General features: G+C 36.3%; 16 protein-coding genes. 12 read left to right on the top strand and 4 right to left on the bottom strand.

Going from position 1 to position 16,835, the window contains the following annotated elements:
• The 6 genes from pqqC to F928_RS0103830 all read left to right on the top strand — a co-directional run bounded on the left by pqqC (window position 1) and on the right by F928_RS0103830 (window position 4,507).
• Window positions 1-759: a pyrroloquinoline-quinone synthase PqqC gene (gene pqqC / locus F928_RS12900; protein WP_002113690.1), complete on the top strand. Its 759-nt coding sequence runs from the start codon at window positions 1-3 to the stop codon at window positions 757-759.
• Complete coding sequence (gene pqqD, locus F928_RS12895) at window positions 756-1,040, top strand: pyrroloquinoline quinone biosynthesis peptide chaperone PqqD (protein ID WP_002113640.1); 285 nt, start codon at window positions 756-758, stop codon at window positions 1,038-1,040. Before pqqC ends, pqqD begins: the two co-directional genes overlap by 4 nt.
• A complete protein-coding gene (gene pqqE / locus F928_RS12890) occupies window positions 1,037-2,191 on the top strand; it encodes a pyrroloquinoline quinone biosynthesis protein PqqE (protein ID WP_002113586.1) in 1,155 nt (384 codons plus the stop codon). Before pqqD ends, pqqE begins: the two co-directional genes overlap by 4 nt.
• 18 nt (window positions 2,192-2,209) lie before the next feature.
• Window positions 2,210-3,262: a dipeptidase gene (locus tag F928_RS12885; RefSeq protein WP_005076023.1), complete on the top strand. Its 1,053-nt coding sequence runs from the start codon at window positions 2,210-2,212 to the stop codon at window positions 3,260-3,262.
• A gap of 579 nt (window positions 3,263-3,841) precedes the next feature.
• A complete protein-coding gene (locus F928_RS12880; protein WP_002113575.1) occupies window positions 3,842-4,018 on the top strand; it encodes a hypothetical protein in 177 nt (58 codons plus the stop codon).
• Between the two features lie 252 nt (window positions 4,019-4,270).
• On the top strand, window positions 4,271-4,507 hold the full coding sequence (locus tag F928_RS0103830) for a hypothetical protein (protein ID WP_016806236.1): 237 nt from the start codon (window positions 4,271-4,273) through the stop codon (window positions 4,505-4,507).
• An 80-nt stretch (window positions 4,508-4,587) separates the two neighbouring features.
• Here the strand turns inward: F928_RS0103830 and F928_RS12875 are convergent, their stop codons facing one another.
• Window positions 4,588-7,695, bottom strand: coding sequence for an efflux RND transporter permease subunit (locus F928_RS12875; protein ID WP_005076020.1), 3,108 nt, complete (start codon window positions 7,693-7,695; stop codon window positions 4,588-4,590).
• Window positions 7,692-8,858, bottom strand: coding sequence for an efflux RND transporter periplasmic adaptor subunit (acrE, locus tag F928_RS12870; RefSeq protein ID WP_025469671.1), 1,167 nt, complete (start codon window positions 8,856-8,858; stop codon window positions 7,692-7,694). Before acrE ends, F928_RS12875 begins: the two co-directional genes overlap by 4 nt.
• Before the next feature lie 143 nt (window positions 8,859-9,001).
• On the opposite strand from acrE, the gene adeR reads away from it, so the two are divergent.
• The 3 genes from adeR (at window position 9,002) to F928_RS12855 (ending at window position 11,495) form a co-directional block, all read left to right on the top strand.
• Entirely contained in the window at window positions 9,002-9,733 is a 732-nt protein-coding gene (gene adeR, locus F928_RS12865; RefSeq protein ID WP_005076017.1) for an efflux system response regulator transcription factor AdeR, read from the top strand.
• Window positions 9,723-10,787, top strand: coding sequence for a two-component sensor histidine kinase AdeS (adeS, locus tag F928_RS12860; protein ID WP_005076014.1), 1,065 nt, complete (start codon window positions 9,723-9,725; stop codon window positions 10,785-10,787). The genes adeR and adeS overlap by 11 nt, the downstream gene beginning before the upstream one ends.
• 120 nt (window positions 10,788-10,907) lie before the next feature.
• Window positions 10,908-11,495 (top strand): uracil-DNA glycosylase family protein, encoded by a 588-nt coding sequence (locus tag F928_RS12855; protein WP_005076012.1) that lies wholly within the window; start codon window positions 10,908-10,910, stop codon window positions 11,493-11,495.
• 17 nt (window positions 11,496-11,512) lie between these two features.
• Here the strand turns inward: F928_RS12855 and F928_RS12850 are convergent, their stop codons facing one another.
• On the bottom strand, window positions 11,513-13,102 hold the full coding sequence (locus F928_RS12850) for a phospholipase D family protein (protein ID WP_019767813.1): 1,590 nt from the start codon (window positions 13,100-13,102) through the stop codon (window positions 11,513-11,515).
• A 188-nt stretch (window positions 13,103-13,290) separates the two neighbouring features.
• On the opposite strand from F928_RS12850, the gene F928_RS12845 reads away from it, so the two are divergent.
• The 3 genes from F928_RS12845 (at window position 13,291) to F928_RS12835 (ending at window position 15,507) form a co-directional block, all read left to right on the top strand.
• A complete protein-coding gene (locus F928_RS12845) occupies window positions 13,291-13,725 on the top strand; it encodes a GFA family protein (protein ID WP_080632707.1) in 435 nt (144 codons plus the stop codon).
• A gap of 188 nt (window positions 13,726-13,913) precedes the next feature.
• Entirely contained in the window at window positions 13,914-14,369 is a 456-nt protein-coding gene (locus F928_RS12840) for a hypothetical protein (RefSeq protein WP_005076007.1), read from the top strand.
• 832 nt (window positions 14,370-15,201) lie between these two features.
• On the top strand, window positions 15,202-15,507 hold the full coding sequence (locus F928_RS12835; RefSeq protein ID WP_002113703.1) for a hypothetical protein: 306 nt from the start codon (window positions 15,202-15,204) through the stop codon (window positions 15,505-15,507).
• Window positions 15,508-15,572: 65 nt separating this feature from the next.
• On the opposite strand, the gene F928_RS12830 is transcribed toward F928_RS12835, so the two are convergent.
• On the bottom strand, window positions 15,573-16,730 hold the full coding sequence (locus F928_RS12830; protein ID WP_005075999.1) for a catalase family protein: 1,158 nt from the start codon (window positions 16,728-16,730) through the stop codon (window positions 15,573-15,575).
• Window positions 16,731-16,835: the final 105 nt, after the last annotated feature.

Genomic DNA, 16,835 nt, shown 5'->3' with positions numbered 1-16,835 from the left:
ATGACTCAAACACCTGAAGCTTTAACGACTGAACAATTCAAACAAGCCATTATCGATAAAGGCCAGTATTATCATATCTATCATCCATTTCATGTGATGATGTATGAAGGTAAAGCCACCCAGCAACAAATTCAGGCTTGGGTTGCAAACCGATATTACTATCAAATTAATATTCCGCTTAAAGATGCGGCGATTATGGCAAATTGCCCTGATCAGCGAGTCCGTCAAGAATGGATTCAACGCATGATCGATCAAGATGGTGAATATCCAGATGGCGGTGGTCGAGAAGCATGGCTACGCTTAGCTGAAGCTGTGGGCTTGAGTCGCGAACAAGTTATTTCTGAAGAGTTAGTTTTACCGGGCGTTCGCTTCGCGGTAGATGCCTATGTAAACTTTGCACGCCGTGCTTCATGGCGTGAAGCAGCAAGCAGCTCTTTAACTGAACTTTTTGCTCCACAAATTCATCAATCAAGACTTGATTCATGGCCACAACATTACCCATGGATTGATGATAAAGGCTATGAGTATTTTCGTTCTCGTTTGAGTCAGGCACGCCGTGACGTTGAACATGGTCTAACGATTACGCTTGATTCATTTACAACTTTTGAGCAACAAGAACGAATGCTTGAAATATTGCAGTTTAAACTGGATATTTTATGGAGCATTTTAGATGCTTTAACTTTGGCATATGTTCACAATGAAGCACCATATCACAGCGTGACAAGCAAACGAGTTTGGCACAAAGGACTATTTAAATGAATAAAGAGCAGTTTGATTTAAACCTTGTGCCAACATGGCGACAAGGTTACCGTTTTCAGTTCGAGCCAGCTCAAAATGGTTTTGTGATTTTATATCCTGAAGGCATGATTAAGTTAAATGAGAGTGCAGGGGCAATCGGGCAATATATTGATGGGCAGCAAAATGTTTCTGCAATTATTGCTCAGTTAAAGCAAAAATTTGGTGATATTTCTGAGATTGATCAAGATGTAGTGGATTATATGCTGGTTGCAAAACAGCAACACTGGATTGATTTAGTATGACAGAAGGTGTTGGCCTGCCTTTATGGTTATTAGCGGAGTTAACTTATCGTTGTCCGCTACAATGCCCATATTGCTCAAACCCCTTGGACTATGCTCAGCATAAAAATGAACTAACCACTCAAGAGTGGTTTGACGTTTTTGATCAGGCACGTCAAATGGGTGCTGTTCAACTCGGCTTTTCTGGCGGTGAACCACTGGTACGTCAAGATTTAGAACAACTCGTTGCACATGCTCATCAACAAGGGTTTTATACCAACCTCATTACCTCAGGCATGGGTCTTACCGAACAACGTATTGCTGATCTAAAACAAGCGGGTTTAGACCACATTCAAGTGAGCTTCCAAGCTAGCGATCCTGTGGTGAATGATGCCTTAGCAGGTTCAAAACATGCTTTTGAACAAAAATATGAAATGTGCCGATTGGTTAAGAAATACGATTATCCAATGGTGCTTAACTTTGTTATTCATCGACATAACATTGACCAGATTGAACAAATTATTGAACTTTGCCTTGAGCTCAACGCAGACACAGTCGAGTTGGCAATTTGTCAGTTTTATGGCTGGGCTTTTTTAAACCGCCAAGGTTTATTACCCACACAAGAGCAACTGACACGAGCTGAACGGATTACCAATGAATATCGAGAAAAATTAAAAGCGCAAAATCACCCTTGCAAACTCATTTTTGTTGTGCCCGATTATTATGAGGAACGACCAAAAGCCTGTATGAATGGCTGGGGTAAAATCTTCTTTACGGTTGCTCCAGATGGTATGGCGCTACCTTGCCATGCAGCACGACAACTGCCCATTTCGTTTCCGAATGTCCGCGAACATAAATTGTCAGATATTTGGTACAAATCAACTGGATTTAATCATTTCCGTGGCGATGCGTGGATGCCAGAAGGGTGCCGTAGCTGTCCCGATAAAGATCGTGACTTTGGCGGATGTCGTTGTCAGGCCTATATGTTGACTGGAGATGCGGCTAATGCCGATCCTGTATGTGGGAAATCGCCGTATCATCAAATGATTGAACAAGCACGGGCAGAAAGTCAGTTGGTTGCACCTCTACAAAATTTAGTCTTCCGTAATAGTAGAAACTCTAAATCTTTAAGCGCCACCCAAAATATTCCAGTCCACACGATTACAGATATATAGCAATTAACAGGAATACTCATGAAGCCCCGCCATATTCCAGTTTTTGATGGACATAATGACGCATTAACACGTTTATGGCTAAGTGACCATCCAGATCCTGTACATGCTTTTATTCATGAACGTTTAGTAGGCCATCTTGATTTAAAACGCTGTCAAGAAGCTGGGTTTATTGGTGGAATGTTTGCGATTTTTTTACCACCATATAGCTATGTGCAACAGCATCATTCCAATAAATTATTTGATCAGAATGCTTCTGATTTTACGCAACAGCAAATTGAACAAATTTGCTTGGAACAACTCGATTTAGCTCACCAACTTGCTCAGTATTCTAAAAATATTAAAATTTGCACCTCGGTTCAAGATATTCAAGATTGCAGAGCAGAGAAAAAGCTAGCAATTGTATTGCATATGGAAGGTGCAGAAGCTTTACAACAAAATCCTGATTTACTCGATGTATTTTATGAAAGAGGCTTGCGTAGTATTGGCCCCCTCTGGAATAGACCTAGCCGCTTTGGACATGGTTTAAATGCTAAGTTTCCTCACTCACCTGACACTGGAGCAGGTCTCACGAGTGATGGCAAAGATTTTATAAGACGCTGTGCCAATAAAAAGATGGTGATTGATGTTTCACATATGAATGAGAAAGCTTTTTGGAATACTGTAGATATATTGCAGCAGCCAATTGTAGCAACACACTCTAATTCACATGCTTTATGCCCTCAAGCTCGCAACTTAACTGACCCACAGCTTAAAGCAATACGCGAAAGTAAAGGGATGGTGGGGGTAAATTTCGATGTCGCTTTTTTACGGTCGGATGGACAACGAAATGCAGATACATCGATTGATGTAATTTTGGAACATTTAGAATATTTAATGGATCATTTGGGCGAAGAACATGTGGGCTTTGGTTCAGACTTCGATGGTGCACTTATAGGTACTGAACTTGAAGATGTGACAGGCCTACATCGCTTAATTGAACGTATGCAACAGCGTGGTTATTCAAAAACACTGATTGAAAATATATGTCTTAATAATTGGGTGAGGGTGCTTTATAGAATTTTTGGTCAATAATGAATGACTAAACAGAGTTAATCTACAGAATCATAACTATTTTTTTATTGGCCGAAATGACTAAAAAAAATACAAATAGTTTAATTGTCAACCATTCGGTATATTCACTACACTCAACCTTACTGAATGTAAGAACATTTGGTATTTCAGGTCTTTTGTGGTTTTCACATCACCCATTTCTTTATGAGAAGTAGAAATGGGTTTTTTCTTATCCTAATTATATAAATGTGACAGTCATCACAATAATCGCTAATTATTGGTAAAAACCCTCAATCCCATCTTGACTAAAAGTTCAGCATTAAATACATTTGTAATGTATTTTTAAAGATAATAAGATTGCATAAAGCGATTCATAATACTGCTTAATCCTGAAATACAGTGAAAAGCCTATTCTTTTTTAGAATAGGCTTTTTGCTTTGTATCAAAATTTATTTTTCGGGATTATTTTACTCTTCAATTAACATAAAAAATAAACACCTTACAAAAGCGGAGCAAATGAAAGCCGTTAAATAACAAATTTTATGCTATTAATTTAAGCTAATTTCTCAAAAGTTACTCCGTTAATCGAAGAGGTGCAAAATGTTAAAGTCAATTATAGTATTGGGAACAGGTATCGCGATTGGGATGTGTATGTACAAGAAAAAGCAAAAAAATAGCAAAAGCTTTACCACAGATAGTGATACAGACTCATTGATTAGTAAAGACACTGCTAAAAATAAAGATGATGGTTCGCTGGATAACGCAGTACAAGTTTAGAATTAAATAAAAAGGGTTCAGTTAATGAACCCTTTAATTTTGATTAAAAGTAAATTTTTTAATAAGTAATATTTACATTGAATAGATTAACTTAAAAATAATATTTAAATTAAATAATCACTCAACTATTCATTTAATTATTACAAAAATATGATTAGAACAAAGAAAACACTTTCATTATTAAAATTTACATATTGTATCAGTGCAATCTTTATTATTGTCGATGCGGATAATAAAAAAATGGAGACTAGTATGTCAAAACGCCATATCTTAAAAGAAGTGAATGCTAAAAGTATGTGTGGTATGGAAATCGTTGTCGAACAAATTTATGAAAATATCAATGAAAAAAACTTTATAGACGTTGAACTGGAACAGAGCTGGTTACCACTTTCTAAAATTGTGATTTCGGATAAAGTCATCAATTTAGATCCAGATAATAGCTTTGCTCATCCTAGAACAGGTAAAGTCTTTAAAGTCCTTAATTCTTAATCGTTTTTCTGTAAGTACATTTTTCATATTTCTAAGTCATTGAGGCGAAACATAGATACGTTTCGCCTCAATGTATTTAACTAAGAATTAATTTTCTTTTTGGAAAATAGTTTCTCTGCGGCTCCCAACACAAAAATAAAGAACACGGGAACAAAAAAGATGGCCAAGATGGTGGCAGATATCATGCCTCCAAATACTCCTGTACCTAATGCATGCTGAGTTTCCGAACTTGCTCCAGTTGCAATGACCAATGGGATAACACCACAAGTAAAGGCAAGGGAAGTCATCAAAATTGGGCGTAGGCGTAACTTTGCTGCTGCAACGGCTGCTTCAATTAAAGTCATGCCTTCTTCTTTGAGCATCTTTGCGAACTCAACAATTAAAATCGCATTTTTGGCAGATAAACCAATAATAGTGATAAGACCAATTTTGAAGAAAATATCGTTTGGCATTCCTCTTAACATAATGGCCATTACCGCACCAAAGATTCCTAAGGGAACAACAAGCATGACAGATAATGGAATTGACCAACTTTCATAAAGTGCAGCTAAAACTAAAAACACGACTAACATCGATAAAGCAATAAGGAATACCATTTGAGATTCAGATTGCTTTTCTTGTAATGAAATACCTGTCCACTCATAACCAATACCTTGAGGAAGTTTGGCAATCAGCTTTTCCATTTCTCGCATCGCATCACCTGAAGATACCCCTATGTTAGGCACTCCAGCTATACTTAATGATGGTCGGCCATTGTAGCGGTTATATTGCTGTGGCAACTTATTCCACTGAGGAATCACGACCTCAGATAAAGACACCAGTTGTCCGTTTGCGCCTGCAACCTTCAAACTCAAGATATCTTTTAAATGCATTCGTGATTTTGCATTGGCTTGAACAATAACTTGCTGCATTCTGCCTTGATTTGGAAAATCATTGATATACATCGATCCCATTGAGGTCGAAATAATATCCGAAACAGAAGCAAAGCTTACTCCTAGAGTATTTAATTTCTCGCGGTCGATCTTCAAGCTAATATTGTCACCTTGAGGTAAACCTTCTGGGTAAACCATATAAAACTTTTTGTTTTGGGCCGCCATTTCCATAAGCTTTTCTTGGGCCGAAATTAAAGCAGGCATTCCTAAATTTGCTTTGTCTTGTAAACGCAAACTAAAGCCTGAAGATGTACCCAATTCATCAATTGCTGGAGGAAGTACAGACATAGTTGTACCTTCTTTACTGTTTGCCATTTCAACATTTATGAAGTTGGTATAGTCAGTAGTAGATTTATCACGCTCACCAAAATCTTTTAAGGTTGTAAAAGCGAGTGCAACGTTTTGGCCAGCGCCACTAAAACCCCAACCCATAATTGAAATATTGCTTTTAACATCCGACTGCTCATTTAAATGGTTTTCAAAATCTTTCACAATTTTTGTCGTACGTTCAGCAGTCGCATCTGAAGGTAATTGGAACGACGTTAAAAACCAGCCTTGATCTTCCTCGGGCATAAAAGCAGTTGGCCAATATTTCATACCTGCAAAAGTTAAACCTGTAATCACCACAAAAATAATTAGAGTCGGAATAGCATGTTTAACGACTTTAAGTAAAATCGCTTCATATTTTTTTGTGACTTTATCAAAGCTACGATCAAACCATGCATAAAAACCTTTCTTTTGATGATTTGCATCAACAGGTTTTAATAAGGTTGCACAAAGTGCAGGGGTGAGTGTTAAAGCTAAAAATGCCGAGAATAAAATTGAGACTGACATCGTAATGGTAAATTGGCGGTAAATAATACCGACTGAACCACTTGCTAAGGCCATTGGTAAAAATACGGCTGCCAGTACCAAAGTAATACCAATAATCGGGCTGGTAATCTCTGTCATGGCTTTTGAAGTCGCTTCTTTAGGCGATAGACCTTCGGTTGCCATAATTCGTTCTACATTCTCAACGACTACAATCGCGTCATCGACGATAATCCCGATCGCAAGCACCATACCGAACATGGTTAACACATTAATTGAGTAACCTGTTAAAAGCATGATGGTAAACGTACCAAGCAGGGCAATTGGAGCGACAATCGCAGGAATTAAGGTATAGCGAACATTATGAAGAAATAGATACATCACAATGAAGACCAAAACCATGGCTTCAATTAATGTATGAACTACTTTTTCTATCGAAATTTTAACAAAAGGTGCAGTATCGTAAGGAACGCTAAATTGCATGCCTTCAGGTAAATTTACTTTTAGTTCTTCGAGTTTCTGTTTTACCGCATCTGCTGTTTTTACTGCATTTGCACCAGGGCTCAACTGAATGGCCGCAGCTGTTGCAGGTTTACCATTTTCTAAAATCGCAAAATTATATGACTGAGCTCCCATTTCTACGTCGGCTACATCCGACAACTTAATATTGGCACCACTAATATTGCTCTTTAGACTAATATTTTTGAACTGCTCTACATTTTCAAGCTGTCCTTGAGCGGATAAAGGTATAGTAATTAATTGACCATTAACGAGAGGACGGTCACCAAGTCGTCCTGGTGCAATATCGATATTATTGTTACGAATTGCATTATTTACATCACTAATCGATAGACCATAAGAAACTAATTTATTTGGGTCTACCCAAATTCGCATCGCTTTTTCGGCACCAAAGGACTGAATTTTTCCGACACCGTCAACACGTTTAAGCTCTTCGACCACATTACGAACCAGATAATCGCTTAAATCGACTTCTGAATAACGATGGTTAGGTGAGTTTAAACCGACAAGCATTAAAAAGCCTGAGGACGATGCCTCTACAGCTAAGCCTTGTTGGCGGACGACTTGGGGTAAGCGTGCTTCAACCGCTTTAATTTTGTTTTGTACGTCGACTTGTGCCATATCCACATTAGTACCGGGTTTAAACGTCGCGGTAATTTCAGCGGTTCCTGACGAATCTGTTGTAGCACTATAGTAGAGTAAGTTTTTTACTCCTGACATTTCCCGTTCAATAAGGGTAATTACACTATCATTAATCGTTTTGGGAGTAGCGCCAGGATAACTTGCTGTAATGTTCACTTCGGGTGGTGCAACACTCGGAAAGCGTGCAATGGGTAACTTTGGAATACTCAGTACACCAAATAGAATAATAAAAATTGCAATTACCCATGCAAAAACAGGACGGCGAATAAAGAATTGAGACATCATTTAGCATCTCCTTGCTTCACCGTATTTTTTGTTGAGGCTGCTTTCCATGCTGAAATTGCCAGTTTTTGGTTGGGTTGGATACGCTCTATGCCTTCAACAACAACTTTGTCGCCTGCTTTCAGCCCTTTATTGATGAGATAAAACTGCTCATATTGTTGCCCTAACTCTATTGAGCGAACATCTGCGCCACCTTTGGCATTCACTACATATACTTGAGGATCGCCATTCATATTGCGCTGAATAGCTTGTTCTGGCACGAGTAAGGCCTGAGGAACCGAAGCACGCTCAATATTAACGCGGACATACATACCCGGCAGTAATTTTCTTTCAGGATTGTTCACTTCAATACGGATGGTGACATCCCCAGTTTCAGGGTCCACATTTATATCTTCAAACAGCATTTTTGCTGTAACGTTATAGGGCTGTCCCAAACTATTCAAAATCTGTACAGCTTTTTGATTGTTGGCTGATAACTCACCACTTTGTAGAGCCGCCTGTAGGCGCTCATATTCTCCAATAGACTGCTTTACATCGACATAAACGCGGTCAATTTGTTGAATAGTCGCCATAGTGTTGCTATCAGCCTGACTAACCAAAGCGCCTTCCGTTACGAATGATTTACCAATACGTCCGGAAATCGGTGCTCGCACTGTCGCATACTGTAAATTAAGATTTTGACGAGCCAATAACGCTTTCATTTGAGCAACATCTGCAATCGCTTGTCGATATTGCGCTTCGACATTACTTACTTCTTGCTTGCTAATCGCATTACTTGGTAAAAGTTGCTGGTAGCGCTCAAGTTGTATTTTTAAGCGGTTTACTTCTGCTTCAGCTTTATTTAAACCAGCTCGATTACTATTTACATCAGCCTCAAATGTTTCTGAGTTTATTTTATATAGAGGTTGTCCAGCTTTAACTTCACTACCTTGAGCGAATAAAACTTTTTCGATAATACCGCCAACTTGAGGACGAATTTCAGCAGTTCTGAAAGCTTGAACACGCGCTGGTAGATTTTCACTAAAGTTAATAGACTGCGGTTGAATTGAAATAACTGTAACCTTAGCCGTAGGTACTTGTGTTTGATCACTTACTTGTTCATTGCCACAGCCATGTAATACAAGACCGAAAGATAAAACGAATGGAACTAAAAAATGCTTTTGCACTTTTATAACACCTAATGGACTTCTAGATGCTGGCATTATTTTTGATGTGTGTGTAACCAAAATCACGAATATGTGGAAAAAGTGTGGAGATCTATCAAAAAATACGCGTATGATAAATCAAATTTTTCCCGCGTCTTATTGCTATGTTCGAGTCAACCTTTACGTTTAATTGTCAGGATAAGCTTATTCTTGTTGTAGAAGATGAATATGATATTGGCGATATTATTGAACATTATCTTAAGCGTGAAGGTATGCGTGTTGTACGGGCCATGAATGGTAAGCAGGCAATTGAAATACACGCAGCGCAGCCTATTGATCTGGTGATTCTCGATATAAAAATGCCGGAACTGAGCGGGTGGGAAGTACTGAATAAAATTCGGCAGAAAGCAGCAACACCAGTCATTATGCTTACGGCTTTAGATCAAGAAATTGATAAAGTCATGGCTTTAAGAATTGGAGCAGACGACTTTGTCGTAAAACCGTTTAATCCAAATGAAGTGGTCGCACGTGTACAAGCAGTACTAAGACGTACTCAACAAAATCAGCAAGCTCCTAACCGAAATCTGATTTATAAAAATATTGAGGTGAATACCGAAATTCATACTGCTTATATCCATTCGGGGGATCAAAAACAAGCACTCAATTTAACTCTAACTGAGTACAAAATTTTATTACTGATGTTGCCTCATCCTCATAAAGTCTTTACCCGTTCAGAACTCATGAATCAGTGTCTACCAGATCGAGATGCATTAGAACGTACGGTCGATAGTCATGTCAGTAAGCTACGAAAGAAAATAGAAGATCTAGGTTTACGAAATATGCTCATCAATGTTCGTGGTGTAGGCTACAGGTTGGATCATCCACATGAAAAATAAAACAGGCATTAGTAAACAACTGATTATTGCACTGAGCTTTACCAGCCTAAGTGTTACGCTGAGTTCGCTAATTTTAGGTTATGGCACCTACTATGTTGCAATTGAAGTAGGGCTTATATCTCTCGAAAAGCTGAAAGAAAGTGATGAGTTTTTCCACTATCTAGATGGTATATGGTTATTCGCCGTGCTTTTGTTTGGCACAGCATTATCAATTATTTTAGGCATCAAGCTTGCTCAACGCTTTATTGTGCCTATTAATCTATTAGCAGATGCAGCCAAGAAAATTAGTCATGGGAATTTAAGTGCACGAGTTGAAAAACCGACGCATCATTCTTCTGAAATTGGTGAGCTTATGGATAATTTTAATGATATGGCTCAAAAACTAGAGACCTCAGTTGAAAATGCTCATGTCTGGAATGCCGCAATTGCACATGAGTTAAGAACGCCAGTCACCATTTTGCAAGGTAGGTTGCAGGGGATTATTGATGGTGTTTTTGAAGCTGACCCCATTTTATTTAAAAATTTACTAAATCAAGTAGAAGGTCTTTCAAACCTAGTCGAAGATTTACGTACATTGAGTCTTTTTGAAAACCAACAGCTTAGACTTAACCTCGAAACGATTTGTTTTAATGAAACTGCTCACAAAGTCGTGCACATGTTTGAAGAAAAATTAGAAAAAGCTCAGCTTAAAGTCATTTTCGATATTGAAGCGCCAAAAGTTGAGTGTGATCAACGGCGAATTGAACAGATTTTAATTGCTTTACTGGATAACGCTACACGTTATGCAAATCCGGGAAAGTTAATTGTTTCAACGAGACAAGAACAAACTAACTGGATTCTTGAAATAGAAGATGAAGGACCAGGCATTTCAGCTGAGCATCGTAAAGATTTATTTAACCCTTTTTTCAGGTTAGAACAATCAAGAAATAAAGAATTAGGCGGCACTGGGTTAGGTCTTTCGGTTGTACAAGCCCTTGTCATTGCCCATAAAGGTCAAGTCGATTATTTAAATCAACACTCACATAGCATTTTTAAAATAAGTATTCCTCAATAATGATCGCTTTTGTACAACCTTTAACGCTTTAATCTAGAGAAATTGCATTTCATGACTCGTGATTAACTAAAAAATAGGTTAATTTGTTTATAAAATTTTTTAAGTAAATACTGATTTTTTATGATAATTGAGATAGAAACCCATCCACTTGAGCCATTTTTACCTGAGAATGCCCGTTTATTAATATTAGGCAGTTTTCCACCACCACGTAATAAATGGAAGATGGATTTTTACTATCCCAATTTCCAAAATGATATGTGGCGTATTTTCGGTTTGATCTTTTTCCAAGACAAAACTTACTTTTTAAGTGAAAGCCAAAAAAATTTTAATGAAGAACGTATTCGAAACTTCTTGATTGAAACTGGTATTGCAATCTTTGATACCGCTTATCAAATTAAGCGGTTGAAAGGGAATGCCGCAGATAAATTTCTTGAAATAGTAACACCAACAGATCTTGCAGTTTTACTTCAGCAAATTCCTCTATGTCAAACCATTATGACCACAGGCGATAAAGCGACTGATACTTTAATTTCAGTTTTACCAGAGCACACCGAAAAACCGCTTATAGGAATGTCTACCTCGACTTACTTTGCTGGACGAAATATTAATTTATATCGTCTACCATCTTCTTCTAGAGCATATCCATTAGCGCTAGAGAAGAAAGCAGAGGCTTATCAAAAATTCTTTAAAGAGATAGGCATTTTATAAGTAAACTTGAAATGCTGTTACATCATCCATTCAACTGGTAAATATGAAACAGCTTTAATCATGGTACGTTGGAAAAGGCTCGTATCTGGGTCTTTTTCATATTCAACAATCTTTCCATCCGACTGATAATCTAACCAAACAATTTTGCCTTCACTATTTAACTTAAGCTGGTAAGCAACTTGAGGTAAGTGCTGATCGAGCATGACCGAAATTTGCGCTTGTAATTGACTCGACTCAATAACCAGACCGACCTCAGTATTTAAGTAAGTCGAACGAGGATCAAAGTTAAACGAACCAATAAATACTTTACCGTCTACATCAAAAAACTTGGCATGTAAGCTCGATTTATTTTTACCTTTAGCAGGAATCACACTTCCAGTCACCACTTCATACCAAGTTCTGCGTCTGCGTTCTAAAAAGGGCTTAAACTCAAATAGTTCTACACCACTTTTAAGCATCTCGACTCGATATTGACTATAAAAGGCATGCACAATTGCTACATCATTTGCAGCAAAAGAGTTGGTTAAAACCCTAACTTTAACACCTTGCACCTTGAGTTGTTTTAAATAATAAGTGCCTTGTTGAGTAGGAACAAAATAAGCAGAAGCTAATTCGATATGCTGCTTTGGTTCACCCATAATCTTTAGGACTTGCCCATAAAGCATTTCTTCTTTAGCGGCCAGTCCTAAGATTTTTTTAGGTGAATCAGCAACAAAATATGCTTTTGACCACTGGATTGGATAGTGCTCTAAAAGTTCTTTTAAATAGCTTTGAGCATCGTAAAGCTTATCTTCAGTTTGAGTATGATTTTCACTTTCATGAATTAAATCATGGTAGTGCTGCCTTAGTGTTTGCAAATGGTGGACAGCACATGTTCCTACCAGCTCAGTAGCATTTTGACTTAAATCGCTTTCCCAAAAATCATTAAAGACAGACTGTGCATGTTGTACGGTATGTCCATAAAATAAAATATCTAGATCTGTAAACTGAAATTTACTACTTGCATCAAAATACTCACTACTAATATTTCGACCGCCTGTTACCGCAATCACGCCATCTGCAATAATTAACTTATTATGCATGCGATGATTTACTTTTTTGAACCGAAAAATATAGTCTAAAATTCTTAAATATCTAAACTTATATGGATTAAATAATCGAATTTCAAAATTGGGGTGGTGGAGAAGGCTTCTAAGAACTCCATCCAGCTTTACTCCATTTTGATCATCAATAAGTAAGCGGATTTTTACGCCACGATCTGCCGCCGTTAGTAACTCGTGCAGCATTAAGTTTCCAACAAAATCATTGGTCCAAATATAATATTGTAAATCGATTTTTTCTTTTGCATTTCTAATCAGATACATACGAGAAGCGATACTAATAAAGGCATCATCTAATGCCACAAAAGCAGTCAGTCCTTGTTCTGTTTTTTTTGTAGCTTGCTCATCATTCAACCAATTAAAGCTATTCGTCACTATATCATTCTCATCAGGGTCGTATGTACCGTTATACGAAGGTGTATGTGTAAAGCCCCAAGCATTTAATGCCATACTACTATACTGCTGATAAATTTGATTAATCATGTAAGCTTTTAAAGTCGCATCCAAGATAAGCACATCACAGCATTTTTATATTCAATTTATATGTCAAAATTCATATTAAACGTTATAAATACATTCTGCCAAGCCTCAACGCTAGCAATTCTTTATTTTTATAGAGATATATCTATTTAAAAATATAAAGTTAAATTTAACCCTTTTATGCCTAATGCTATATTCAACATTATTTTTTAAGGATGCTTGAGATGAGTCACGTGGGTTCTTGTCTGTGCCATGAAGTCAAATTTTCAGTTACTAAGAAAATAAACACGGTCTATCACTGCCACTGTAGTCTCTGCCGTAAACAAACTGGAACGGGGGCAAATGCAGCAACATTAGTAAATAAGGATAAATTTGAATGGTTATCAGGTTTAGAACTTGTCCGCACCTATAAAAAAGAAACAGGCTTCACATCTTCATTTTGCAGTCAATGTGGATCACCACTACCAAACTTAGTAGGCACTACTGATTTTATGTGGATTCCATTAGGTTTATTAGACAAAGATATTGTTGTGCTAAAAAAGCTTAATTTTTGTATCGTTTCAAAGTCAAATTGGGTAAACACAGTAGATGCAGATGAATCTTACGATGAACTTCCAACTCTGAATGAACTAAACATATTGTTTGACTAAAGAATTTTTTAAAAATGAGACTTAGTCTGCATTAAATTTAATTTTTTCGGATGGTTATGCTTGCAGGTTTCACAAAAACACTCTAATTACAATTGGCAGTACAACAATTACATTAGAAAACATGATATCTATCATACTTCCTTAAAGGGCTGAGTGAGTAGCTTAATAATAAAAGGGAGAAAATAGAGATGCCACAATATTTAATCATCGCTGAGAATGTATATAAAAAGATTGAGGACAAAAATTTATTTTCAGAAAGCTCGGCAGAACACTTAAATCAATTAGTTGGTGTAATTCGTAATGAAATTAAAGGCACCAAATTTAAACTTAAATACAATTTTATAGATTTTGAGGAATGCCTAACTAAGCCCTTAGAGGAGTGTGCCATTAAGTTAGACATGAGCCTTATGCCTAACTATAAAAATAAAGATGAATATATACTCTGGCTTGCAGGTTTTATTGAAAGAATTACAACTAGAGGTGAGGCAAAGCTTCCACCAATCTCAAAATTTATTCCTCCAGACTATAAGTTTAATTATGAGGAACCACCCAAAGTATCATCTTCTACACAAGATGGTGGAGAGATGATCATTAATTATTTCAAATCAGATGCCTTTAATAAAATTATAAGCCAAGAAAAATAAGTACATAAAAAATATAGAAGTGATCGTCCACTACACTTCTATATCTCGCTGTAAATTCAGCAACCGCCTACTGGGGCGGTTTTTTAATTTTATCCACCTTATTCATAAAAAATATATTGTTATAACTTTTCACAAAAGTTTGCATAACGCACAGAATCTGTCTCATTGGCCTAAAAACAGATACAACCTTCAATGTTAATTTTAAATTTACTTAATTATCGTTTGGAGATAAGTATGTTCAAGGCTATGTTTTTCTTTAGTGCTGGTGCTGTTTTCGGATACTGCTGTAAACACAAGGAGGATAAAGCTAAAGAAGAAAACTCATCAAAATAAGCGAAGTGCATTCATAAAGAACTTACTAATGAGTTGGTTTTTTATAAGGAGGTGTCTATGCTCCACAACCTTAGACAAGTTTTTTGTATTCATGTCTGGGAATATGACTTTGATATTACTCATGACGAAATTAAAGAATGCAGAAAATGTGGGAAAATTCATAAAATCAAGAATTTCCCAAAATTGACTTAAGATGTAAAATTTTAATTTTAGTCTTAAGTGAATATTAAAAATTAAATAGGCTTAATATATTTAATATTGAGCCTATTTAATATAAAACTTAATTAATTATCCTTAAATAAGGTTAAAGAATACCTACCAATTTAATCAGAATAAAATTCCAAATAAATCACATTTTAAAACAATAAAATAGTTATACTGCACATAACTTATCAATTAAAATTAAAAACATAGAAACAATTTAATAAAAATTAAAAAATTATTTTTATAACTTTCAACTTATACTTATATTTTACAAATAATTAATAAGGAGATAGAAATGCCAAAATATTTACTATTAGCAGAAAAAATTAATAAAAATATTAAAAGTTCTTATTCAAACAATCATTTTAGAAATTTAAATAATCTTATTGTAGAAATAAAAAAAGCTATTGCAGGCACTGAACTAAAGTTTTTATATAACTTTGTGAACTTCGAAGGTGTTGTTATTAGTGTAAAAAATGAACTTCCTATTAAGCTAGATATGAGTTTGATTCCAAAGCATAAAAGCGAAGATGACTTCATTTTATGGTTGGCAGATTTTATTGATCGAATCACTATCGATACAAGCAAAAATCTCCCTTAAAAGAAACAATTGCAAACTCTCATCTTTAGAAAAATTTTTACACCAAACTACAATGGCTAAAGTATTTAAGGTTCTTGTCTAAGAGCTGAATTCATATCATGTCGAACTCTGCTGATGTTTTCATAAATGACTTTACGCATTCGGTTTACTGCGCCTAATGGTTTATGCTCAGGTAGGGCATGCCACGGTGTAAAAGACAGATTCTCACAAAACTTATTTTGCTCGGGTGTGTCAAAGTTCTGCTTGGGAATATGAATAGTTGCTACTTGATAAAAAGGAGCTGCTTTTTCATCCCATTCTGTCATTGAGTCTTCTACCAACATTTGATTTGAAGTTCGTGGTTGAATAAGAAATTCCATACAAGCATCTGTACTTTGCAAAGTTTTCTTTAAAGCTTCTCTTAAAAAATCATGACTAGGATTCTTAGGTAGATTGTTTGGCTGCATTGAACAAGCACGTACTGAATATTTAACTGCTTGTCGATCATTGCCAAGCCCTAACTGATAGGGAACCATAGACCAATAACGTGCGTATAATGGATTTGCAATTTGTGAATTACGTGCTCCAAGAGCATTCATTGTTCCCTTAAAACCTAATGCAAATGGAATGTGAAGTTTTCTGACCATATTATGGCTATTCACATCATTCATGAAAGAAAGATATCGTTTAGCATCATTCGCAAAAAAGACTGGATGATTAATCATAATAAAATCTTGAGTGGTTGCTTGCTTTTCACTTTCTAAAATTTTCTGTCCAGACACACCTAAAATTTTTATTGCGATGCCACGTGCATCTTTTTTAATGTCGGTATTAGAGGCGTCATTTGAAGCATTAGAAAAACGAATCCATGCTTGATAACTTCGATCTGGAATAAACATTCCTTTAGCAAACTGGACAGGTATATTTTTTGAGACATGAAAATCGGCACGAACACAACCATGCGCCTTAGGATGTGCATCACGTAAAGCATTTCCAGCCGTGTACTGTTCCCGAATTGACTTTTCAATGACTTGAGCTATGTTTTGAGCGAGCAACTCTTCGTTAGGCTGTATCTTTTCTCCTAATGCTGTGTCGATCTCTGGATAAGCGTTACTTTCCGAAAAGGTCTTTGCGGGTGACGTTGTGTTGGAATATAAAGTTTCAGTACAACCTGATAATGCAAATACAAGAGGAGTAAATAAAAACAAACCTTTAAAATTTATAGGCTGTATAAAAGTTGCCATTTATTAACTCCTCAGTGTAAAAATATTTTAGAATAATAATAAGATTTCATGTTTAATTTTATTTTGAACTTGATGATAAATATAAACTGTAAATAATTTAAACGT

Source organism: Acinetobacter pittii ATCC 19004 = CIP 70.29 (assembly GCF_000369045.1).
Taxonomy (GTDB): domain Bacteria; phylum Pseudomonadota; class Gammaproteobacteria; order Pseudomonadales; family Moraxellaceae; genus Acinetobacter; species Acinetobacter pittii.
The sequence above is the reverse complement of the archived record's forward strand: the minus strand, read 5'-3'. Positions and strand labels throughout refer to the sequence as shown.

Coding starts and splice junctions, on each gene's coding strand:
- F928_RS12855 (WP_005076012.1), top strand. CDS start 10,908: ATGATAATTGAGATAGAAACCCATCCACTTGAGCCATTTTTACCTGAG.
- pqqD (WP_002113640.1), top strand. CDS start 756: ATGAATAAAGAGCAGTTTGATTTAAACCTTGTGCCAACATGGCGACAA.
- pqqC (WP_002113690.1), top strand. CDS start 1: ATGACTCAAACACCTGAAGCTTTAACGACTGAACAATTCAAACAAGCC.
- F928_RS12875 (WP_005076020.1), bottom strand. CDS start 7,695: ATGATGTCTCAATTCTTTATTCGCCGTCCTGTTTTTGCATGGGTAATT.
- adeS (WP_005076014.1), top strand. CDS start 9,723: ATGAAAAATAAAACAGGCATTAGTAAACAACTGATTATTGCACTGAGC.
- pqqE (WP_002113586.1), top strand. CDS start 1,037: ATGACAGAAGGTGTTGGCCTGCCTTTATGGTTATTAGCGGAGTTAACT.
- F928_RS12835 (WP_002113703.1), top strand. CDS start 15,202: ATGCCAAAATATTTACTATTAGCAGAAAAAATTAATAAAAATATTAAA.
- F928_RS12830 (WP_005075999.1), bottom strand. CDS start 16,730: ATGGCAACTTTTATACAGCCTATAAATTTTAAAGGTTTGTTTTTATTT.
- F928_RS12840 (WP_005076007.1), top strand. CDS start 13,914: ATGCCACAATATTTAATCATCGCTGAGAATGTATATAAAAAGATTGAG.
- F928_RS12845 (WP_080632707.1), top strand. CDS start 13,291: ATGCTTGAGATGAGTCACGTGGGTTCTTGTCTGTGCCATGAAGTCAAA.
- F928_RS12880 (WP_002113575.1), top strand. CDS start 3,842: ATGTTAAAGTCAATTATAGTATTGGGAACAGGTATCGCGATTGGGATG.
- F928_RS0103830 (WP_016806236.1), top strand. CDS start 4,271: ATGTCAAAACGCCATATCTTAAAAGAAGTGAATGCTAAAAGTATGTGT.
- F928_RS12885 (WP_005076023.1), top strand. CDS start 2,210: ATGAAGCCCCGCCATATTCCAGTTTTTGATGGACATAATGACGCATTA.
- adeR (WP_005076017.1), top strand. CDS start 9,002: ATGTTCGAGTCAACCTTTACGTTTAATTGTCAGGATAAGCTTATTCTT.